This window comes from Fuscovulum blasticum DSM 2131, from assembly GCF_003034965.1.
Taxonomy (GTDB): Bacteria; Pseudomonadota; Alphaproteobacteria; order Rhodobacterales; family Rhodobacteraceae; genus Pseudogemmobacter; species Pseudogemmobacter blasticus.
In genome coordinates this window covers 206,764-227,363 of sequence record NZ_PZKE01000004.1, presented here as the reverse complement: position 1 = coordinate 227,363, position 20,600 = coordinate 206,764, and the positions used below count along the sequence as shown (strand labels likewise).

Here is a 20,600-nt window from a genome sequence, read left to right as displayed (position 1 = left end):
CGCCCTTTGGCCTTACCTCTGGCCCCATCCCTGCCCATCGCCCGAGGCCGCGAATGACCGACAAGCCCGCCCTCACGCTTTATCTTGCCGCGCCGCGCGGCTTCTGCGCCGGTGTCGATCGCGCCATCAAGATCGTCGAGATGTCGCTGCAGAAATGGGGCGCCCCGGTCTATGTCCGGCATGAGATCGTCCACAACAAATATGTGGTCGATGACCTGCGCGCCAAGGGCGCCGTCTTCGTCGAGGAACTGGACGAATGTCCCGATGACCGGCCGGTGGTGTTTTCCGCCCATGGCGTGCCGAAATCCGTTCCGGCCGAGGCCGGGCGCCGCAACATGATTGCCGTCGATGCCACCTGCCCGCTGGTGACCAAGGTCCATCTGGAAGCCGCCCGCCATGCCGAGGCGGGCTTGCAGATGATCTACATCGGCCACCGCGGCCACCCCGAGGCGGTGGGAACCCTTGGCCAGTTGCCCGAGGGCGAGGTGCTGCTGATCGAAACGGTTGAAGATGTGGCCACGCTTCAGGTCCGCGATCCCGCGAAACTGGCCTATATCAGCCAGACCACCCTGTCGGTGGACGATACGAAAGACATCATCGCCGCGCTGATCCGCCGCTTCCCCGGCATCGAATCGCAAAGCCGCGAAGACATCTGCTATGCCACCACCAACCGGCAGGCGGCGGTCAAGGCCGTGGCGCCCAGGATCGACGCGCTTCTGGTGATCGGGGCGCCCAATTCCTCGAACTCGAAACGTCTGGTCGAGGTGGGCCGCAACGCCGGCTGCGCCTATTCCATGCTGGTGCAGCGCGCGTCCGAAATCGACTGGCCCGCGCTGGCAGAGGCCCGCTCGGTTGGCCTGACGGCCGGGGCCAGCGCGCCCGAAGTGCTGGTGAACGAAGTGATCGACGCCTTCCGCGCCCGCTATGACCTGACGGTCGAGCCGGTGGAAACCACGGTCGAGCGGGTCGAGTTCAAGGTTCCGAAAGTCCTGCGCGACTAGGGGGTCGTCATGCTGCGCCGTCTTGCCCTGACGCTGACGCTGCTGTCCGTGCCGCTGGCCGGCCAGGCCGAAGACGCCCCCGTTCTGGCCACCTACTGGGCCAATTCGGGCAGCCTGCCGCCGGAATACGCCTGGGATGTCTCGGTCACCATCCTGGCTGACGGCCACCTTACCCTGAAACATTGCAAGGGCTATGAAACCGAAGGCCCCGCCTGCAAGACGCGCAAAGCCACCGTCGGCGCCGATGCGCTGGCCGGCATCCGCGCCGCCGTCACCGAACAGGGTCTTGACCGCAAGCCCGCCCGCAAGGAAGAAGACATTCCCGTAGGCGGGGGCGCAAGCGGCGGTGCGGTTTATCTGGACGGCCAGAAGATCAACCTGCCGGCCTTTCCCGCGAAAGCCGACATCCCGCGCGTCAACGCCGTGCTGACCGCCATCACCGCCGCCATCCCGCAACGCCTGCGCAACCGCTTCCTCAAAGACACCTGACCCTTCCCGCCCAAGGATCCCCATGACAGCGCTTTCCCCGGAATTCCTGCTGACCGCCTTCATCGTCTGCATCACGCCGGGCATCGGCGTGGTCTATACCCTGTCGGTCACCCTTGGCGGCGGCTTCCGGGCCGGCTTCTGGGCTACCATCGGCTGCACCATCGCCACTGTCCTGCACATGGTGGTGGCCATGGCAGGGCTGGCGGCCGTGCTGCACACCTCGGCCGTGCTGTTCCAGACCATCAAATACGCCGGCGTCGCCTATCTGCTGTGGATGGCCTGGGCCGTGCTGCAATCCACCGGCTCGCTTGCGGTCGAGGCGTCGGACGGCGGGTCGCCCCGCAGGCTGGTTGCCCGCGGCATCCTGCTGAACATCCTCAACCCCAAGCTGCCGCTGTTCTTCGTGGCCTTCCTGCCGCAATTCCTGCCCGCCCATGCCGCCGGCCTTGGCCCGCTGCTGGAACTGGGCACCGGCTTCACGGTGATGACCTTCCTCACCTTCCTCCTCTATGCCGTCGTCGCGGCCTCGGGGCGCAAGGCCATCCTGTCCTCGCCCTCGGTGCTGACCTGGATGAAACGCGCCTTCGCGGCGTCTTTCGCGGCGCTTGGCGCCCGCCTCGCGCTGGAGCGTGCCCCGTGACCGACGACCGCCGCATCCCCCCCGCCGCGCTGGCGCTTGGCCTGGCCGGGCTACTCCCGTTCCTTTGGTCCGCCGCCACCCAGCTTTTCCCCGCCGTGGCCGCCTTTGGCGCCACCTGGCTGCCGCCCATGTTCCTGGGGTCGTACGTCGGCCTCACCTATGGCACGGTGATCCTGTCCTTCATGTCCGGCGCGCTCTGGGGCTTTGCCGCCCGCGCGCCCGAGGCCGGCCCGCTGCCCTATGCGCTGGCGGTCATCCCCGCGCTCTGGGTGTTCTTCACCGTCACCGATGCCAGCGACACCTCGTCGATCTTCCTGATCGCCGGCTTCGTCGGCCTGCTGCTGCTGGACGCCACCTTCGCCGCCCAGGGCCTTGCCCCGCGCTGGTGGATGAAGCTGCGCCTTCTGCTTACCGCGGTCGTGGTCGCCTGCCTTTCCGTGGCGCTGCTCTGATGCCCGATCTTTTCGCCTATACAGACGGAGCCTGCTCCGGCAATCCCGGCCCCGGTGGCTGGGGCGTCCTGCTCCTTGCGCGCGAAAACGGTGCCGTCCTCAAGGAACGCGAACTTTCGGGAGGCGAGCCGCAGACCACCAACAACCGGATGGAGCTGATGGCGGCGATTTCCGCGCTGGAAAGCCTGACCCGCCCCTCGGCCCTGACCATCGTCACCGACAGCGCCTATGTGAAGAACGGCGTCACCGAATGGATTCACGGCTGGAAACGCAACGGCTGGAAAACCGCCGACAAGAAGCCGGTCAAGAACGCCGAACTGTGGCAAAGGCTTGATGCCGCGCAGGCCCGCCATTCCGTCACCTGGCGCTGGATCAAGGGCCACGCCGGCCATGCCGAAAACGAACGCGCCGACGCGCTGGCCCGGGCCGGAATGGCCCCCTACAAACCCTCTGCCGCATGACGCCCGAAACGGCGCTCCAACTGCTGGATTACGCCGCCGTGGCGGTCTTTGCCGTCACCGGCGCGCTGGTCGCCTCGCGCTCGCAGCTTGATGTCGTCGGCTTCATCTTCATCGCCTGCCTCACCGCCACCGGCGGGGGCACCACCCGCGATGCGATCCTTGACCGCACCGTGTTCTGGGTGGCCGATCCGGTGATCCTGGCCGTCGCCACCGCCGCGGCCATCCTGGTGTTCTTCACCGCGCATCTGCTGGAAAGCCGCTACCGCGCCCTGCTGTGGATTGACGCCTTCGCCCTGGCCGCCGCCGTTCCGGCCGGCGTCGCCGCGGCCCAGGCCTCGGGGCAGGACTGGCCCATCGTCATTGTCATGGGCATGGTCACCGGCTGCCTGGGCGGGCTGATGCGCGATGTCGTCTGCAACGAGGTGCCGCTGGTTCTGAAACAGGGCGAACTTTACGTCACCTGTGCCTTTGCCGGCGCAGGCACAGCCGTGCTGGCCGGCGTTGCCGGCGCGCCCGAGATGGGCGCGCTGGCCGCCTGCGCCCTTGTGGTGCTGGTGCTGCGCGCGGGCAGCCTGGCCTTCGGCTGGCGCCTGCCGGTCTATCGCACCCGCCCGCCCCAGCCCGACCAGCCCAAGCGCGGACCGTGACCACAGCTTTCCCTTGAAACCGAACACGGGTTCGCCCATTCTGGCCCCATGCCACGCCAGAAAACCCTTCCCGACAGTCAGGTTCTTGCCGCCGCGCGCCGTCTTTACGCGCAAGGGGGCGAAAAATCGGTTTCCTTCGGCAGCGTGGCCCGTGCCACCGGACTGGCCGGATCAACCCTTGCGCAACGCTATGGCAGCGTCGAAGGGATGCTCTCCGCCGCCGCCCGCGATGGCTGGGCCGTGCTGACCGAAGCCGCCACCGCCGCCGATGCCGCCACCACCGGCAAGGGTCCGCAAGGGTTTCTCAAGGCGCTGGACCCCACCGCCCGCAAGGCGCCGCTGCTCTTGTCGCTGGGCACCCGCGATCCGGTCGCCCGCGAAGCCGGCGCCGTCTGGCGTGCCCAGATCGAGGCCGCGCTGGCCCGCCGCATCGGCAGCGGCGAAAAGGCCCGCAGCGCCGCGCAGGTGCTGTTTGCGGTCTGGCAGGGCCAGATCCTGTGGGAAGATCCCGAAATCCGCATCAAGGATCTGGCGCGCCGGCTTACCTGATATAAGTCTTCCACAGCCAGATCAGCGCCAGCGCGCCCAGAAAGGCGCCCACAAAGCCGGCCACCGCCCCCAGCATCGCCACCAGCGCCCGCAGGATGAAGCCGCCGATCAGCGCGCCGAACACGCCGATGGCCACCGTGGTCGGCACATCGGTCTCCAGCCTCATCAGCCGGGTGGCCAGAAACCCGGCCGCCGCACCGATGATCATCAGCATGAAAAAGGGCATCGCAGCCTCCGCGCGTTCCGTGCCCCCAATATGGGGGCTGCACCGCCCCGGCACCAGACGCCGCGTCAGCCCAGATGCGGCGGCAGCACCAGCCCTTTCAGAACCTCGGCCGCCGGCATCGGCCGCTTGCCCTCGCGCTGCGCCTCCAGCACCTCGACCGCGCCCTCGCCGCAGGCAATGGTGAACCCGCCCAGCACCTGTCCCGGCGTGCCCGTCCCCGCCGCCAGCCGCGACCGCAGCAGTTTCACCCGTTCCCCGCCCACCGGCACCCAGGCGCCGGGGAACGGCGACAGCCCCCGGATCTGCCGGTCCACCTGCACCGCCGGGCGCGTCCAGTCCACCCGCGCCTCGGCCTTGTCGATCTTGGCGGCATAGGTCACGCCGTCCTCGGGCTGCGGCACGGGCGTCAGTTCGCCCAGCCGGTCCAGCGCCACCCCGATCAGCCGCGCGCCCATCCCGCTCAGCCGGTCGTGCAGCTCGGCGGTGGTTTCGCCCGCCCCGATCGCGGTCGCCTCGCGCAGCAGCACCGGCCCGGTGTCCAGGCCTGCCTCCATCTGCATGATGCAGATGCCGGTTTCCACATCGCCCGCCAGAATCGCGCGGTGGATCGGCGCCGCCCCGCGCCAGCGCGGCAACAGCGAGGCGTGGATGTTCAGGCAGCCAAGGCGCGGCGCATCCAGCACCGCTTGCGGCAGGATCAGCCCATAGGCCACCACCACCGCCACATCCGCCCCCAGATCGGCCACCGCTTTCGCCGCCTCTTCGCTGCGCAGCGAAACCGGCGTGCGCACGCTCAGGCCCAGCGCCTCGGCCCGGGCATGAACCGGAGTTTTCCGCAGCTCTTTCCCGCGCCCGGCAGGGCGGGGCGGCTGGCTGTAAACGCACAGGATTTCATGCTGTTGCGCCAGCGCCTCCAGCACCGGCACGCTGAACTCGGGCGTTCCCATGAAAATGATTTTCACTTACCGCCTCCGCAGCTTGTCGGCCTTGGCAATCAGCATCTTCCGCTTCAGCGCCGACAGCCGGTCAAAATACATCCGGCCCGCCAGATGGTCGATCTGGTGCTGCACGCTGGTCGCCCAGAGATCGACGAAATCCCGCTCCTCGGTCTCGCCCCGGTCGTTCAGGAACCGCACCGTCACCGCGCGCGGCCGCGCGATCACCGCCGAAACCCCCGGCAGGTTGGGCGAGGCTTCCTCATGCTCGCGCAACTGCACGCTGGCATGAAGCACCTCGGGGTTGGCCATACGGATCGCCTGCCCGCGCCTGTCGGAACAGTCCACCACGGCCAGCCGCAGCGGCACACCGATCTGCACCGCCGCCAGCCCCACGCCGGGCATCGCGTCCATGGTCTCGATCATGTCCTCCCAGATCGCGCGGATCTCGTCGGTGATCGCCTCCACATCCCGCGCCGGGGTCTTCAGCGCCGGATGCGGCCAGGGCAGGCAGGGGCGCACGCTCATGCCAGCACCGCCGCTTCCGCCTCGGCCCGCGCCTGCGGCGACAGCCGGTCCAGCGTCAGGATGCCGTCCAGATGGTCATACTCATGCTGGGCACAGATCGCCTCGAACCCGGTCAGCACCGCCTCCTGCGGCCCGCCGTCCAGATCGGTCCAGCGCATCCGCACCGCCTCGGCCCGTTCGACCTGCGTCACCGGCCCCGGAATCGACAAACAGCCCTCCGGCCCCACCACCCGCGCGCCCATCAGTTCCACCACCTCGGGGTTCACCAGCACGCGCGGCGTGCGCGGGCCGTCCTTCCAGCCCGCATCCATCACGAACAGCCGCAGCAGCCGCCCCACCTGCGGCGCCGCCAGCCCGCGCCCCGGCGCGGCATACATCGTGTCCAGCATGTCGTCCGCCAGCGCCCGCAGGTCATCAGACAGCACGGCGGGGGCGCAGGGCGTTGTCAGAACCGGGTCGGGCCAGCGCAGAATGGGCAGGATCATCGGATCACCTTCCTTGTCTGCCCGCGCCATAACCGATCAGCGCCGCAAGGTCACCCCATGCGGGCGCGCTCGCGCTTCACCTTTTCCAGCTTGCGCAGCACCATCTGCCGCTTCATCGGCCCCAGATAGTCAATGAACAGCTTGCCATCCAGATGGTCCATCTCGTGCTGCACGCAGGTCGCCCACAGCCCGTCAAAGGTGCGCTCCTGCGGGGCGCCGTCCAGATCCATCCAGCGCACCGTCACGATCGAGGGGCGCTTCACCTCGGCATATTGTTCCGGCAGCGACAGGCAGCCTTCCTCGAAGATCGACACATCTTCCGACGCCCAGACCAGTTCCGGGTTGATCAGCACCATCGGCTCGGCCGGGCCGTCCTTGATGCAATCCATCACCAGAAGCCGGATCATCGCGCCCACCTGCGGCGCGGCCAGCCCGATGCCGGGCGCGACATACATGGTTTCCAGCATGTCGGCGGCCAGCGCCTTCACCTCGGGGGTGATGTCGCGGACCGGCTCGCATACCTTCTTGAGCCTGGGATCGGGATGGATGAGGATGTTGCGGATCATGGCCCCTGATCTAGGGGAACCAAGCCCCCCCTTGCAAGAGGGCCGCATCACCCCCGCGCCCGGGGCGCGCATCGGTCGCACCGGGTATGATTTCCCGGTTTATTTGCCACTTTTGGATCAAATTACCAAATGTTCCGGTAAAATCAGAATGACATCCCACCAAGGCCGGATTATCAGGAACAACAGACACAACCACGGCAAGCCAGCATGAACTTCGACACCCCGATCAACCGCAAGGGCACCCACTGCGTGAAGTGGGACATGATGGAATCCCTCTATGGCGTTTCGGCCGACACCGGCATCGCCATGTGGGTCGCGGACATGGAGTTCCGCCCCCCGCAATCGGTGCAGCGGGCGCTGGAAAAGATGCTGTCGCACGGCGTCTACGGCTATTTCGGCGATGACCGCCCCTATCTTGAGGCGATTCGCTGGTGGATGGACAGCCGCCACGGCTGGCAGGTCGATCCCTCGCACATCTTCACCACACACGGGCTGGTGAACGGCACCGGGCTGTGCATCGACGCCTTCACCCAGCCCGGTGACGGGGTGGTGCTGATGACGCCGGTCTATCACGCCTTCGCCCGCACCATCCGGGCCGCCGGCCGCCGCGTGGTGGATTGCCATCTGAAAACCGTCAATGGCCGCTACGAGATGGACTTCGACGCCTGGGATGCCCAGATGACCGGCGCCGAGAAGATGCTGATCCTGTGTTCCCCGCACAATCCCGGCGGCCGCGTCTGGACCCTGGCCGAACTGCAGGCCACCGCCGATTTCTGCCGCCGTCACAACCTGATTCTGGTCTCGGACGAGATCCACCACGATCTGGTGTTCCCCGGCCAGACACATCACGTCATGGCCAAGGCCGTGCCTGAAATTGCCGACCGTCTGGTGATGATGACCGCCGCCACCAAGACCTTCAACATCGCCGGCGCCCATACCGGCAATGTCATCATCGCGGATCCGGCCCTGCGCCAGAGATTCGCAGACCGGATGATGGCGCTTGGCATCTCGTCCAACAGTTTCGGGATGCACATGGTCACCGCCGCCTATTCACCCGAAGGGGCCGAATGGGTCGATGCGCTGGTGGCCTATCTGGACGGCAACCGCCGCCTGTTCGACGCGGGCGTGAACGCCATTCCCGGCCTGCGCTCGATGCCGCTTGAGGCCACCTATCTGGCCTGGGTCGATTTCGCCGGCACCGGCATGACCAAGGCGGAAATCCTGAACCGGGTGCAGAAACAGGCACAGATCGCCCCGAACCACGGCGACAGCTTCGGTCCCGGCGGCGAAACCTTCCTGCGGCTGAACCTTGCCGCCCCCCGCGCCCAGGTGGCCGAGGCGGTTGACCGGCTGCAAAAGGTGTTCGCCGACTTGCAATAAGGGTGTCGCAGCATCGTGATGGCACCGCAGCACCTGCTGCGCTAGTTTCCCGGCCATGAAGACGATTGCCCGGCTGTTTGCCCTTCTTGTCCTGCTGGCGGTGATCGGTGCCGCGGCGCTCCTCTGGGTGCGCCCGGCCCCGGCGCCGGTGCCGCAGCCCCTGCCGCCGCTGGTTGGCACCGTTGACCGCATCGTCATCGAAAAGGCCGCCCGCCGCATGGTGCTGATGCAGGCCGGTCAGGCGGTGCGCAGCTACCGCATCGCCCTTGGCTTCACCCCCGCCGGCGACAAGGCGCGCCAGGGTGATGGCCGCACGCCCGAAGGCGTGTTCACCATCAACCGCCGCAACGACAAATCGGCCTATCACCTGTCGCTGGGCCTGGATTACCCGCAGGCAGAAGACCGCGCCCGCGCGCGTGCGGGCGGCTATGATCCCGGCGGTGACATCATGATCCACGGCCAGCCGAACAGCCTGCCCGAAGGCTATATCGTCAAGGGGGACTGGACGGCCGGCTGCATCGCCGTGACCAATGCCGAAATGCGGGAAATCTGGGCCGCCACCCCGACCGGCACCCCGGTCGAGATCCGGCCCTAGGCCCGCTCAGGCCCGGGGCAGATAGCCCACCGGCGCGTTCTCGTCGCGCAGATAGTCCAGCGCAGGGCGGTCGGTCACGGCCGTCGCGCGCTTGAATTCGCACAGCAATTCGCCGTCCTCATTGGCCGAGGCCACGATCAGGCACTGGAACACATGCCGCGATCCGTCGAACACATCGACCAGACCGCGCAGCTTGCCCGGGGCCAGATCGGCATCCAGCGCAAAGCCGTCGTGCCAGAACCGCAGCACCGGATAGACCGCATCGCCCACCTGCACCCGCAGCCGCGACCGCTTGCGAAGCTCGCGCTTGCGCGCCGCCTCAAGACCGTCTCTCACATGGGTCGGCAGGAATTCCAGCATGGTCTCTCTCCTCTGACTCAACTCTGTGTCGCCGCGCGCCAAAATCAAGCCTGCTTCTTTCTGCACCCTCTCTGTTGCAGGAATGTGAAGCCCCAGTTGCAGCATTGCCGCACCCTGCCCCCCGTCCGGGCGATCTTTCCCTTGCGGCACCCCCGCCAATCCGGTCCAACCGGGGCATCCCTGCCCCAGCCCGATTCGCCCCCCGATTTGCCCCGGTTCACCCCATGACCCTTGTCCTTGCCATGATCCTCGACGCGCTCTTCGGTGAACCCGACTGGCTCTGGCGTCGCCTGCCCCATCCCGCGGTGCTGATGGGCCGCCTGATCGCGGCGGCGGAAACCCGTTTCAACCGCGGCCCGGGCCGCCGTGCGGCAGGCGTTCTGGTCATTGCCGTTCTGGTGGCACTGGCCGCCCTGACCGGCTGGCTGATCCACATCCTGCCCGATCATGGCGTGATCGAAGTGATTGTCGCCGCAATCATTCTGGCGCAGCGTTCGCTGGTCGATCACGTCCGCGCCGTCGCCACCGCGCTGCGTCGCAGTCTTGAGGATGGCAAGCGTGCCGTCTCCATGATCGTCGGCCGCGACACCGCCCCGATGGCCGAACCCGATGTCGCCCGCGCCGCCATCGAAAGTGCGGCGGAAAACCTTTCCGATGGCGTCATCGCCCCGGCCTTCTGGTTCCTTGTCGGCGGCCTGCCCGGCCTTCTGGCCTACAAGATGGCCAACACCGCCGACAGCATGATCGGCCACATGACCCCGCGCTACCGCGAATTCGGCTGGGCCGCAGCCCGCCTTGACGATCTTCTGAACCTCATCCCCGCCCGGCTGACCGCGCTGCTCATCGCGCTCACCTCCGGCTGGTTCGACCCGGCCCCCGTGCTGCGCGACGCGCCCAAGCACCGCAGCCCCAATGCGGGCTGGCCCGAATCCGTTCTGGCCCCGGTGCTGGACGTTGCGCTGGCCGGCCCGCGCAGCTATGTCGGCAAGATGACAGATTTCCCCTGGGTCTGGCCCGAAGGCCGCCGCGACCCCGGCCCCGACGACATCGACGCCGCCTGCGCCGCGCTCTGGCGGGCCTGGGCCGGGATGCTGGCCCTCGTCCTGCTGTTCGCCCTGGTTTAGGTTTCACATGACAGAAGACCTGCCGCCAGAAGATCCGCCCGCCTGCATCGACTGGGCGCTGGTCGCCACGATCAAGGCCCCGCAGGACCAGGTTCTTGCCTTCCTGGCCCATCACCTTGATCTGGGCGCCGCCGCCATTACCCTGTGCTTTGACGATCCCGATGATCCGGCCATCGCCGCCGTGCAGGATATTCCGCGCGTTTCCGTGCTGCGCTGCACCCCTGAATACTGGGCCCGGGTCGGCAACGGCATCCGCCCCGACCGGCACCAGAACCGGCAGGCCCGCAACGCGCTGCGCGCCTGGCGCCTCTGCCCCTTGCCGTGGATCGGCCATATCGACGTGGATGAATTCCTGCTGCCTGACCGGCCGATGGGCGAAATCCTCGCCTCGGCCCCGGCCCATCACCCCATGGTGCGGCTGGAACCGTTCGAGGCGATGCACGACCCGTCGCTTCCCGATGACATCTTCACCGCCCGCCTCTTCCGCGGCCCCCTGAAAGGCCCGCGCGCCTTTCTGCGCGACATCATCTTCGGGCGTTACGCCCCGGCCATGCCCAACGGCATGTTGTCCCATTCCGTCGGCAAGGCCTTCTTCCGCACCGGCGTGCCCGGCTTCACCCCGCGCCTGCATGGCGGCTCGATGAACGGTGTCCGCATGGACGGCCCCCCGATGGACCGCCGGGTGAAACTTCTGCATTTCCACGCCCAGGACCGCGCCAAGTGGACGGCGGCCCTGCCCTTCCGTCTGGCGCGCGGCGCCTATCAGAAGAACGAAGCCCTGTTGCAGGCCCTGTCCGGGGCCACACCGGACCAGATCGACGCCTTCTATACCGCCACCCAGATGCTGACCCCGGAGATGGCCGAAATCCTGTGGCAGGAAGGGCGTCTGGTCGAGGTGAACCTTGATCTGCGCCGCAAGGTGGCCGACCTTCTGGCGCAATCCTGATGCCGCTTTGCGAAAGGCCCCGCCGATGATCACCATGGATGCGCTGATGGCGGCCTTGCCGCAGGTGCTGGCCGCGCCGAAACAGGCGACCGTTGCGCGCCAACTGACCTTCCGCCCCGGCTACAACCAGCGCACCCACCCTGACCGGCTGCGCCTGACCGTGGCCGAAGGCGTGCCCGGCGAACGCTGGCTGACCGCCCCCTGGGCGCGGCTGCCCGACGGCCGCCCCGATCCGGCGATCCAGGTCTCGATCCTGCCCAGCCGCGTGCATGATCTTGTCCGCATCCACCCCGACCAGCCGCATCCCGGCGACACCATCCTTGCCGATCTTGACACGACCGAGGCGAACCTGCCCGAAGGCACCCTGCTGCGCGCCGGCACCGCAACGCTGCGCGTCTCGGGCCTGTTCAACGATGGCTGCGTCAAGTGGAAGGCCCGCTACGGCGCCGCCGCGAAAGACTGGATCACGATGCCCGGCCACCCGCCGCTGCGCCTGCGCGGCATCCTCTGCGCCATTGTCGCCGATGGCGAAATTGCCGTAGGCGATACAATCGCAAGGCTCTAGAACCGTCTGAACGGCGCACGGCAACCGCGCGCCCTCGCCATAACGGGGCTGCCGATGCGAAAACCCATCCTTTTCGACATCACGATGCCGCTGCCCCACGCGGTTGATCCCTTCACCACCGGCATCGGCCGGGTTGAACGGGCCTGGCTTGCCCTGCTCGCCTCGGCACCCGAGCCTGCCTATTTCTTTCTGGAACATCGCGGCACCGTCTCGGTCCTTGGCCCCGGGGCAGGGCAGGTGCTGGCAAACTGGATCGCCCGGCGCGACCCGGCCGATCTGCCGCCGCTGTCGCGGCTTCTGCTGCGGCTGGGCCGCACCCGCGCCGCGCTGCGCTTCGCCGTCATGCGCCACGCGCTGCTGCGACGGGTTCCCGCCGGCGAGAATGATCGCCTGCTTCCGGGCCTGCGCAGGCTGTTCCCCGCCGGGGCCTGGTTTCTTGGCGTCAGCCACCGCCCCATGCCCGAAGCGCGGTTCCGCACCTTCCGCGCCGCCGGGGTGAAAACGGCCATCCTCATTCATGACACGCTGCCGCTGGACCATCCCGAATGGCATTTCGAGGATTCGACCGCCGCCGCCGCCCTTGTCCGCGAAACCCTGCGCGACGCCGATCTGATCCTCTGCAACTCGGCGGTGACCCGGGCCGATTATCTGCGCAATGCCCGGATGCTGGCCCCAAACCTGCCGCCGCCGCCCGCCGTGGTGGCCCATCTCGGCCTGCATGACCGCCCCGCCGTGCCGCCCGGCCCGCTGCCCCCCGGCATTGCACCCGACCGGCCCCTGTTCATGGCCCTTGGCACCATCCAGCCGCGCAAGAACCTTGGCCTTCTGGTCGAGGCCTGGGATCGGATGGCCACCCGCATTCCGCCCCAGCACCTGCCGCAACTGGTGATCGCCGGAAGCTGGGGCTGGAAGGTCGAGGAACTTCGCGCCCGGCTTGACCGTTCGCCGCTGCGGGGCACCGCAATTCATGTGCTGGACCGGCCCGATGATGCCACCGTCCAGGCGCTTCTGCGCGCAGTCAACGCCCTGCTGATGCCCAGCTTTGCCGAAGGCTATGGCCTGCCCCTGATGGAGGTCGCCCGCGACGGGATTCCGGTCATCGCCTCTGATCTGCCGGTCTATCGCGAAATCGCCGGCACCTATCCGGCCTATTGCCCGCCCGACGCGCCCGAGGACTGGATCACCCGAATCCTGTCCTTCACCGGCCCGCCGCGCCGCCTGGCCCCGCCGCCCATTCCCACCTGGCAGGCGCATTTCGCCACCGTCCGCGCAGCGATGGATGCCACCTGATCAGGCGACCAGCGCCTCGGCCTTCTTCAGGTCAACGCTGACCAACTGGCTGACGCCCTGTTCCTGCATGGTCACGCCGAACAGCCGGTCCATCCGCGCCATCGTCACCGCATGGTGGGTGATGACCAGGAACCGCGTCTCGGTGCGCCGGGTCATCTCGTCCAGCATGTCGCAGAACCGCGTCACGTTGGCATCGTCCAGCGGGGCGTCCACCTCGTCCAGCACGCAGATCGGCGCGGGGTTCGCCAGGAACACGCCGAAGATCAGCGCCAGCGCGGTCAGCGTCTGCTCACCGCCGGACAGCAGGCTCAGCGTTGCCAGCCGCTTGCCGGGCGGCTGGCACATGATCTCCAGCCCCGCCTCCAGCGGATCGTCGCTTTCCACCAGCACCAGCCGCGCCTCGCCGCCACCGAACAGATGGGTGAACAGCGCGCCGAAACTGGCGTTCACCTGTTCAAACGCCGTCAGCAGCCGTTCGCGCCCTTCGCGGTTCAGCCCGGCAATCCCGGCGCGCAGCTTCTTGACCGCCTCTTCCAGATCGCCCTTTTCCTTGGCCAGCGCGTCATATTCCGCCGAAACCGTGGCGGCATCCTCTTCGGCGCGCAGGTTCACCGCCCCCAGCGCCTCGCGCTGGCGTTTCAGCCGCGCCACGTCCTGATCCAGCACATCGGCCGCCGGCATCTTGTCGGGATCGCTGCGCAGCGAAACCAGCAGTTCCTGCGGCGTGCGGTCCGCCTCCTCGGCAATCCGCTCGGCCGCCAGCGCCACCGCCTCGCGCGCCGCATCCAGCCGCGCCTCGGCCCGTGCCTTGCCTTCGCGCGCCTCGCCCGCCATGCGCTCGGCCTCGCGTTCGGCCATCTGCGCCTCGCGCAGGGCCGTCTCGGCTTCGGCCAGCGCCTCGGCCGCCACGCGCCGCCGCGCCTCGGCGGTTTCAATCGCCTCGTCCAGTTCCTCGCGCTTGGCGGCAATCTCCTCGGGCGCCGCGCTGGCATCGTCCAGCTCGGCCTCGGCCTCGGCCCGGCGCTCGGCCAGTTCGGCGCTGCGGCGCTCTGCGGTCTCCAGCCGGTGCTTCCAGCCCGACAGTTCCTTCATCGCCTCCTGCCGGCGCCGCACCCGCGCCTCGCCCTCGCGGCGCACCTCGTCATGCGCGCTGCGCCGCGTCAGCATGGCGATCCGCGCCGCCTCGACGGTGATCTTCGCCGCCTCCACCGCGTTGCGCGCCGCCTCAAGGTCGGGCAGCTCCTTCGCCGCCGCCTCGGCCTCGCGCGCCCGGCCACGGGCCGACATCGCCTCATCCTCGAACCGCGCCACCGCCGACCGCGCCGCTTCCAGCTTGCCGCCCGCCAGCGCCCGGTCGGCCTCGGCCCGGCTCAGCGCCCGGTCCGCCTCGGACACCCGCTGATCCGCCGCCCGCCGCGCATCGCGCGCCATCTGGTCGGCCCGCGCCAGTTCGGCCAGCCGCGCCTGCAACGCCTCATGCGCCGCGCGCGCGCCCTCGGCCCGCGCCTCGGCCTCGCTCAGCTCGCCCTTCAGGCGCTGCAGCCGGTTCAACTGCTGCAACCGCAGCGCCGCCGCACTGGGCGCGTCCTCGGCCCCGGAACGGAAGCCGTCCCAGCGCCACAGGTCGCCCTCCAGGCTGACCAGCCGCTGCCCCGGCTTCAGCGCCTCTTGCAGATGAAAACCTTTTTCACGGCTGACGACGCCAATCTGCGACAGCCGCCGCGCCAGCACCCCCGGCGCCTCAACCCGGTCGGCCAGCGGCTCCACCCCTTCGGGCAGCGGCTGGGGCGCGATATAGGGTTCCAGCAGCCCCCAGCCCGACCGTTCGCCCGCCGCAACCTCGGGGGCGCGCAGGTCATCGGCCAGTGCCGCGCCCAGCGCCGCCTCATAACCCGGCTCCACCACCAGCCGGTCCAGGATCTGATGCCCCGCCTGCGCCTCGCGGTCCACCAGCCGCGCCAGCGCGCCCGCCTCGGCCCGCAGGGCGCTGGCCTCGCCTTCGGCCTCGCTGCGCGCCGCCCGCGCCTCGGCCTCGCGGCCCTGCACCTCGGCCCGCGCCGCCTCGGCCGCCTCCAGCGCCGCCTCGGACTGTTCCGCCAGTTCCGCCGCCACCTCGCGCGCTTCCTCGGCGGCTGCCTGCGCCTCTTCCGCCGTCGGCCACCGCCGTTTCCGCCGCCGCAACCGCCTCGCGCGCGCGCACCGCCTCGGCCTCGGCCCGGTCCACCCCGGCCTGCGTTTCCGCCAGCAGCCGCGCCGCCGACTGGTGCCGCGCCGCCAGCCGCGCCGAATCCTCGGTCGCCTCGCTCAGCAGCGTCTCGCGGTCGGTCAGGATGGCGCCCGCCTCGCGCGCGGCTTCCACCGCCTCGGCCAGCCGCTCGTCATGCCCCTCATGCGCGCGGGAAATCTGTTCAATCTCCCAGTCCAGCCGGCCGATCACCTCGCCCGCGTCGCGGTTCAGCCCGGCCTCGCGCTCCATATCGGCGCCAAGCTGGGCGATCCGCCCCCGCAGCGTCTCGATCAGCGCCATCGCGCGCGCTTCCTGATCGCCCAGCGCCTCGCGCTGCAGGATCAGCCGTTGCAGGATCGCGCCCGCAATCGCCTCTTCCTCGCGCTTCGGCGGCAGCGCATCCTCGGCCGCCTCGCGCGCCTTGCCCGCCGCGCGGGCCGCCGCCTCGGCCTGCCCCGCCGCGATCAGCCGCTCACGCAGACCCGCCTCGGCCAGCCCCCGCGCCTCGTCCGCCTCGCGCCAGCGGCGATACAGCAACATGCCTTCCGCCAGCCGCAGCTCTTCGGAAATCTCGCGATACCGCGCCGCCTGCCGGGCCTGCCGCGTCAGCACACTCAACTGCTGGGCCAACTGCTCCAGCACGTCGTCCACCCGCGTCAGGTTCTGCTCGGTGCCCTGCAACTTCAGCTCGGCCTCGTGCCGCCGCGCATACAGGCCCGAGATCCCCGCCGCCTCTTCCAGCACCCGCCGCCGCGCCTTCGGCTTGGCGTTGATCAGCTCGGAAATCTGCCCCTGCCGCACCAGTGCCGGGCTGTGGCTGCCGGTCGAGGCATCCGCGAACAGCATCTGCACATCGCGCGCCCGCACTTCCTTGCTGTTCGCCCGATAGGCGCTGCCGGCATCGCGGGTGATCCGCCGGACGATCTCGATCATGTCGCTGTCGTTGAAGCCGCTCGGCGCCAGCCGGTCGGCGTTGTCGATCATCAGCGCCACCTCGGCAAAGTTCCGCGCCGTCCGGGTGGCCGCCCCGTTGAAGATCACGTCTTCCATGCCGCCGCCGCGCATCGCCGTGGGGCGGTTCTCGCCCATCACCCAGCGCAGCGCCTCCAGCAGGTTCGACTTGCCACAGCCGTTCGGGCCGACCACGCCGGTCAGCCCCTCATGGATCACCAGATCCGTGGGGTCCACAAAGCTCTTGAACCCGTTCAGCCGCAGCTTGGTGAAACGCACCTGTCCCTCTCGACTCGCCCAACCCCCGATCCTCTCGCTTTCCCGCGACGAGTCAACCGCAGCCCGCAATCAATGGCGTCCCCCGCCCGCCTTATCCACAACATCTCGCGCCACCCCTGTCGGCTGGCGGTTACCCTTCGCTCCGCCAGCCGCTCGGCGCCTTGCCGGTCACCCGCAGGAACTCGCGGTTGAAGTTGGATTTGGTGGCAAAGCCGCTGGCCAGCATCGCCTCGGTCACCGTTGCCCCTCCGCGCAGCAACTCGGCTGCGTGGGCCACCCGCCAGCCGTTCACCACCCGGCTGATGTTCTCGCCCTTCACCCGGTTCACCGCAGCGGACAAGGCCTTGGCCGGCACCCCCAGCCGCCGCGCAATCCGCGCCAGCGTCAGATCCGGGTCCAGCCACAGCCGTTTCTCGGCCATCAGCCTGTCCAGCGCCTGCACCAGGTCCGCGTCGCCCGCGGTTGCGCGCGGCGGCTCCTCCGGCTCGGCCACCGTCGCCACCTCGTCGGCCAGCATCAGCGCCCCCAGCGCAAGCAGCGAGGCGGTTGAAAACACCGTCACCATCCAGCCCAGCCAGGCCTGATGTCCCAGCACCGCCGCGCCCATCATCACCCCATCCGTCAGCCCTGACACCACCAGCGCCCAGCCCAGCCAGCGCCACAGGCGCAGCGGCCGCTCGCCCGCGCCCAGCCGCGCATGGGCCATCTCGCCCGCCCCACGCAGCGCCAGCAGCACCGCCGCGCCATAGGCCAGGAACGACAGCAGGATCGCGGCATCCAGCACCTCGCGCGCAAAGATCCGGGCGAACAGCCCGAACCCCGGCCCTGCCAGATGCCACAGATCGCCCAGCCGCAAGGGCCGACGCGTGGCCGAAACAAAGGCCACCCAGGCCAGCGGCGGCAAGGCCAGTGCCAGAACGGGCTGCACCCAGCTCAAGGCCTCGATCCCATAATGCAGCCGCCCCGCCACTACGGCCGCCTGCACCGCGCAGGCCGCAATCAGAACCAGCAGCGGCGGCGGCGTTTCCCCCTTGGCCCAGGCGCGCAGCCCCAGAAACCCCAGCACAAGCGCCACGAAGATCGGAACAGGCAAGGTCGGCATCGGCATCTCCTTTCACTGCTCTCATACGTCCTTGAACCCGTCCCGCGCGACCTGAAACCGGTTTCAGGACGCCAAACCACCTCACCTGCCGCATCAGAGCCTCATCGCAACCTCCTCAGAAAGGCCAGATCCGATGAAAACCGTGCTCGCCCTCCTCCTGCTCTCCACCGCTGCCAGTGCCGAATCCCTTCCCGGTTTCGATCACCTCACCATCGACGCCCCCCACCGGCCCCGCCCGCTGCAGGCCGCCATCTGGTATCCGGCCGCATCCGAAACCTACACGGTCCCCCTCGGCGCCAACCCCGCCTTTGCCGGGACCAGGGTTCAGGTCGGCCCCGCCATCGCGGCAGGCGCGCACCCGCTGGTCATCCTCTCGCACGGCTCGGGCGGCAACATCGAAAACCTTGGCTGGCTGGCCGAAGGGCTGGTCGCCCGCGGCGCCATCGTGGCCGGTGTCAACCATCCCGGCGCAACCTCCGGCGACAGCAGCCCCCGCCAGTTGCCGATGACCATTGACCGCACCCGCGACCTTTCCGCCCTTCTGGCAACCCTCAAGGCCGACCCGGCCTTCGGCCCCCGGATCGACGCCGGAAATGTCACCGCCCTCGGCTTCTCACTCGGCGGCGCCACCGTGCTGGCCGCAGGCGGCGCGCTGTTCGATGCCAAGGCCTATGCCGCCTATTGTGACCGCTTCGGCACCGATGCCCCTGACTGCCTGTTCATGGCCAAGGGCGGCGTCGATCCACATGCCCTGCCGCCCGAATTTCAGGCCGACATGCGGATAGATGGCCTCTCCCGCATCGTCGCCGTCGATCCCGCCTTTACCTATGCGGTCATCGACGACAGCCTCTCCCGCCTGCCTCCGGTGCACCTCGTCACCCTCGGCGGCCCCGATCATGTCTGGCCCGCGGTCGATATTGGCCCCGACGGCTCGAATTTCATCGCCCGCCTGCCCGATGCCAGTCGCACCGTGATCAATCCCGCCTGGCATTTCTCCTTCCTCGGCCTCTGCACCGCGCAGGGCCCCGCCCTGCTGGCCGACGAAGGGGATGATCCGGTCTGCGACAATCCGGCAGGCTCGGACCGCGCCGCCGTCCACGCGCAGATCATCGAAGATGTGGCCGCAGCGGTCGGTCTTTGAAGACCGGCCAACCGGGGGGGGCGGGTTCCGACGCCCGCCCCCCTGATTCGCGGAAAATGGTTAACGGCGCAGGTCCGCCGGCGCCTTATGCACATGAACCATACGCAGATCATACGTCGGCCATACCTTGCCTGCACCAAAAATATGACGCCATTTCAGCAGGTTAACCCAACGCACGCTGCCGCCCGTTGCATCGCATCGCAAACCACCGTCCGATGCCCGGAAAAGAGGCCGCCATGATCCCGCCTTTCACCGGCCGCTGCCTGTGTGGCGCCGTCACCTACCGCTGCACCGCCACCCCGCTCTGGCAGGCGCATTGCCATTGCGAAAGCTGCCGCCGCGCCACCGCCTCTCCCTTCACCTCGTTCTTCGGCATCGCCAACGGCGCCTGGAGCTGGACCGGCACCGCCCCTGCGACCTACCCCTCCTCCCCCGGAACCTGGCGTGACTTCTGCCCGGTCTGCGGCACCCAGATGGCCTATCGGTCCACCCGTTTCCCGGGGGAAACCCACTTCTACGCCGCCACGCTGGACGATCCCGCGGCCTATGCCCCGACCGAACATGTCAACAGCATCGAAAAGCTGCCCTGGCTTCACCTTTGTGACGGGCTTCCCCTGAAATGACGCCGTATCAATGCCTTGCGCCCTTTGATTGGTCGGCCCTCCTGACCCTGATCCAGACCGAATTCGCCTTCATGGAAGGTCGGATCGACCCGCTCTCCTCGATGCACCGGCTGACCGCCGCCGCCATCGCCGAACAGGCGGCGAAGGCTGAGGTCTGGGCGATCGGCACCCCGCCGGCCGCCTGCGTTTTCCTGACCGCAAAGCCGGGCGCCCTTTACATCGGCAAGCTCGCCGTCGCCGCCCCGCATCGCGGCCAGGGCCTTGCCCGCCGCCTGATCGACCTTGCCGAAAGGCGTGCCCGCGCCCTGGGCCTGCCGGCGCTGGAATTGCAGACGCGGGTGGAACTGGTTGAAAATCAGGCCACATTCCGCGCCCTTGACTTTGTCGAAACCCGCCGCACCGCCCATGCGGGCTACGCCAGGCCCACCTCTGTCACCTTCCGCCGCCCCCTTGCGCCAACCGCCTGACAGTCTAGCTTGAGCCGGGAAAGGAGCCCCTCATGCTCACCCTTCTCGGCATCCCTGGCGCCCTGCGCTCCGGCTCGACCAACCGCCTTCTGCTGGCACAGGCCCGCCTGGCCTTTGGCGCGGCCCATTACACCGAGGCCGACCTGCGGCTTCCGCTCTATGACGGCGATCTGGAGGATCGGGAGGGAATTCCCGAACCCGTGCAAACACTTGCCGGCCAGATCGCCGCGGCGGATGCCATCGTGATCGCTACGCCGGAATACAACAAGGCGCCCCCCGGCGTGTTGAAGAACGCGCTTGACTGGGTCAGCCGCACCAAGGGCGGGCCGTGGAAGGAAAAGCCCGTCGCCATCATCTCCGCCGCCGGCGGCCGTGGTGGCGGGGACAGGTCGCAATTCGCCCTGCGGCTGATGCTGACACCGTTCCAGCCCCACCTTCTGACCGGCCCCGAGGTTCTGGTGGCCGACAGCGGCAATGCTTTCGATGCCGATGGCCGCCTGAAAGACCCGCGTTATCAGAAGGTTCTGGATGAGCTGATGCAGGCGCTGCGCAAGGCAGCGGGGGGCTGACC

24 protein-coding genes and 1 pseudogene are annotated in these 20,600 nt (G+C 68.7%); 17 read left to right on the top strand and 8 right to left on the bottom strand.

The genetic code is table 11. The features are described from left to right. Positions 1-53 precede the first annotated feature (53 nt). From ispH to C5F44_RS06235, 7 genes are read left to right on the top strand one after another with little or no spacing between them, the layout of a single operon-like run. Complete coding sequence (gene ispH / locus C5F44_RS06265) at positions 54-1,001, top strand: 4-hydroxy-3-methylbut-2-enyl diphosphate reductase (protein WP_107672648.1); 948 nt, start codon at positions 54-56, stop codon at positions 999-1,001. A 9-nt stretch (positions 1,002-1,010) separates the two neighbouring features. Continuing rightward, the gene (locus tag C5F44_RS06260) at positions 1,011-1,490 is read left to right on the top strand and encodes a hypothetical protein (RefSeq protein ID WP_107672647.1); all 480 of its coding nucleotides are present in this window, start codon (positions 1,011-1,013) and stop codon (positions 1,488-1,490) included. Positions 1,491-1,512: 22 nt separating this feature from the next. After that, positions 1,513-2,130 carry a LysE family translocator gene (locus tag C5F44_RS06255; protein WP_107672646.1) on the top strand — a complete coding sequence of 206 codons (618 nt, stop codon included), beginning with the start codon at positions 1,513-1,515 and terminating at the stop codon, positions 2,128-2,130. Beyond that, on the top strand, positions 2,127-2,582 hold the full coding sequence (locus C5F44_RS06250; protein ID WP_107672645.1) for a DUF3429 domain-containing protein: 456 nt from the start codon (positions 2,127-2,129) through the stop codon (positions 2,580-2,582). Before C5F44_RS06255 ends, C5F44_RS06250 begins: the two co-directional genes overlap by 4 nt. Further along, positions 2,582-3,043 carry a ribonuclease HI gene (gene rnhA / locus C5F44_RS06245; RefSeq protein WP_107672644.1) on the top strand — a complete coding sequence of 154 codons (462 nt, stop codon included), beginning with the start codon at positions 2,582-2,584 and terminating at the stop codon, positions 3,041-3,043. Before C5F44_RS06250 ends, rnhA begins: the two co-directional genes overlap by 1 nt. After that, positions 3,040-3,690, top strand: coding sequence for a trimeric intracellular cation channel family protein (locus C5F44_RS06240; protein ID WP_107672643.1), 651 nt, complete (start codon positions 3,040-3,042; stop codon positions 3,688-3,690). Before rnhA ends, C5F44_RS06240 begins: the two co-directional genes overlap by 4 nt. Positions 3,691-3,738: 48 nt before the next feature. Beyond that, the gene (locus tag C5F44_RS06235) at positions 3,739-4,239 is read left to right on the top strand and encodes a TetR/AcrR family transcriptional regulator (RefSeq protein ID WP_107672642.1); all 501 of its coding nucleotides are present in this window, start codon (positions 3,739-3,741) and stop codon (positions 4,237-4,239) included. Here C5F44_RS06235 and C5F44_RS06230 read toward each other — a convergent pair. The 5 genes from C5F44_RS06230 to def (C5F44_RS06210) all read right to left on the bottom strand — a co-directional run bounded on the left by C5F44_RS06230 (position 4,232) and on the right by def (C5F44_RS06210) (position 6,979). Further along, the gene (locus C5F44_RS06230) at positions 4,232-4,465 is read right to left on the bottom strand and encodes a GlsB/YeaQ/YmgE family stress response membrane protein (RefSeq protein WP_107672641.1); all 234 of its coding nucleotides are present in this window, start codon (positions 4,463-4,465) and stop codon (positions 4,232-4,234) included. The two genes, C5F44_RS06235 and C5F44_RS06230, sit on opposite strands and share 8 nt — an antisense overlap. A gap of 65 nt (positions 4,466-4,530) precedes the next feature. Further along, entirely contained in the window at positions 4,531-5,427 is an 897-nt protein-coding gene (fmt, locus tag C5F44_RS06225; RefSeq protein ID WP_107672640.1) for a methionyl-tRNA formyltransferase, read from the bottom strand. Then, a complete protein-coding gene (def, locus tag C5F44_RS06220; RefSeq protein ID WP_107672639.1) occupies positions 5,428-5,928 on the bottom strand; it encodes a peptide deformylase in 501 nt (166 codons plus the stop codon). Next, on the bottom strand, positions 5,925-6,413 hold the full coding sequence (def, locus tag C5F44_RS06215) for a peptide deformylase (protein ID WP_107672706.1): 489 nt from the start codon (positions 6,411-6,413) through the stop codon (positions 5,925-5,927). Before def (C5F44_RS06215) ends, def (C5F44_RS06220) begins: the two co-directional genes overlap by 4 nt. Positions 6,414-6,463: 50 nt before the next feature. Beyond that, positions 6,464-6,979: a peptide deformylase gene (def, locus tag C5F44_RS06210; RefSeq protein WP_107672638.1), complete on the bottom strand. Its 516-nt coding sequence runs from the start codon at positions 6,977-6,979 to the stop codon at positions 6,464-6,466. Between the two features lie 207 nt (positions 6,980-7,186). Between def (C5F44_RS06210) and C5F44_RS06205 the strand changes: the two genes are divergently transcribed. Then, positions 7,187-8,359, top strand: a complete 1,173-nt coding sequence (locus C5F44_RS06205; protein WP_107672637.1) for a MalY/PatB family protein — start codon at positions 7,187-7,189, stop codon at positions 8,357-8,359. 55 nt (positions 8,360-8,414) lie between these two features. Then, on the top strand, positions 8,415-8,954 hold the full coding sequence (locus C5F44_RS06200; RefSeq protein ID WP_107672636.1) for a L,D-transpeptidase family protein: 540 nt from the start codon (positions 8,415-8,417) through the stop codon (positions 8,952-8,954). 6 nt (positions 8,955-8,960) lie between these two features. Here C5F44_RS06200 and C5F44_RS06195 read toward each other — a convergent pair whose 3' ends face one another. Beyond that, a complete protein-coding gene (locus tag C5F44_RS06195) occupies positions 8,961-9,314 on the bottom strand; it encodes a hypothetical protein (RefSeq protein ID WP_107672635.1) in 354 nt (117 codons plus the stop codon). A gap of 224 nt (positions 9,315-9,538) precedes the next feature. On the opposite strand from C5F44_RS06195, the gene cbiB reads away from it, so the two are divergent. Genes cbiB through C5F44_RS06175 form a run of 4 tightly spaced genes read left to right on the top strand, consistent with a single transcriptional unit; the run spans position 9,539 to position 13,239 of the window. Continuing rightward, entirely contained in the window at positions 9,539-10,438 is a 900-nt protein-coding gene (cbiB, locus tag C5F44_RS06190; RefSeq protein ID WP_107672634.1) for an adenosylcobinamide-phosphate synthase CbiB, read from the top strand. Between the two features lie 7 nt (positions 10,439-10,445). Continuing rightward, positions 10,446-11,384: a glycosyltransferase family 2 protein gene (locus C5F44_RS06185; RefSeq protein ID WP_107672633.1), complete on the top strand. Its 939-nt coding sequence runs from the start codon at positions 10,446-10,448 to the stop codon at positions 11,382-11,384. Between the two features lie 25 nt (positions 11,385-11,409). Beyond that, on the top strand, positions 11,410-11,949 hold the full coding sequence (locus C5F44_RS06180) for an MOSC domain-containing protein (RefSeq protein WP_107672632.1): 540 nt from the start codon (positions 11,410-11,412) through the stop codon (positions 11,947-11,949). Between the two features lie 54 nt (positions 11,950-12,003). Continuing rightward, positions 12,004-13,239: a glycosyltransferase gene (locus tag C5F44_RS06175; RefSeq protein WP_107672631.1), complete on the top strand. Its 1,236-nt coding sequence runs from the start codon at positions 12,004-12,006 to the stop codon at positions 13,237-13,239. Here the strand turns inward: C5F44_RS06175 and smc are convergent. Both smc and C5F44_RS06165 read right to left on the bottom strand, forming a co-directional pair. After that, positions 13,240-16,696 (bottom strand): annotated as a pseudogene (smc, locus tag C5F44_RS18235) (chromosome segregation protein SMC). It lies immediately after the preceding gene. Positions 16,697-16,826: 130 nt separating this feature from the next. Further along, positions 16,827-17,798 (bottom strand): helix-turn-helix domain-containing protein, encoded by a 972-nt coding sequence (locus tag C5F44_RS06165; protein WP_146161909.1) that lies wholly within the window; start codon positions 17,796-17,798, stop codon positions 16,827-16,829. 133 nt (positions 17,799-17,931) lie between these two features. On the opposite strand from C5F44_RS06165, the gene C5F44_RS06160 reads away from it, so the two are divergent. The 4 genes from C5F44_RS06160 to C5F44_RS06145 all read left to right on the top strand — a co-directional run bounded on the left by C5F44_RS06160 (position 17,932) and on the right by C5F44_RS06145 (position 20,598). Beyond that, entirely contained in the window at positions 17,932-18,939 is a 1,008-nt protein-coding gene (locus C5F44_RS06160; protein WP_107672629.1) for an alpha/beta hydrolase family protein, read from the top strand. Between the two features lie 236 nt (positions 18,940-19,175). Further along, positions 19,176-19,562, top strand: coding sequence for a GFA family protein (locus C5F44_RS06155; protein ID WP_181318202.1), 387 nt, complete (start codon positions 19,176-19,178; stop codon positions 19,560-19,562). Continuing rightward, positions 19,559-20,029, top strand: a complete 471-nt coding sequence (locus tag C5F44_RS06150) for a GNAT family N-acetyltransferase (RefSeq protein ID WP_235822536.1) — start codon at positions 19,559-19,561, stop codon at positions 20,027-20,029. The genes C5F44_RS06155 and C5F44_RS06150 overlap by 4 nt, the downstream gene beginning before the upstream one ends. 32 nt (positions 20,030-20,061) lie before the next feature. Continuing rightward, entirely contained in the window at positions 20,062-20,598 is a 537-nt protein-coding gene (locus C5F44_RS06145) for an NADPH-dependent FMN reductase (protein ID WP_107672627.1), read from the top strand. Positions 20,599-20,600 lie beyond the last annotated feature (2 nt).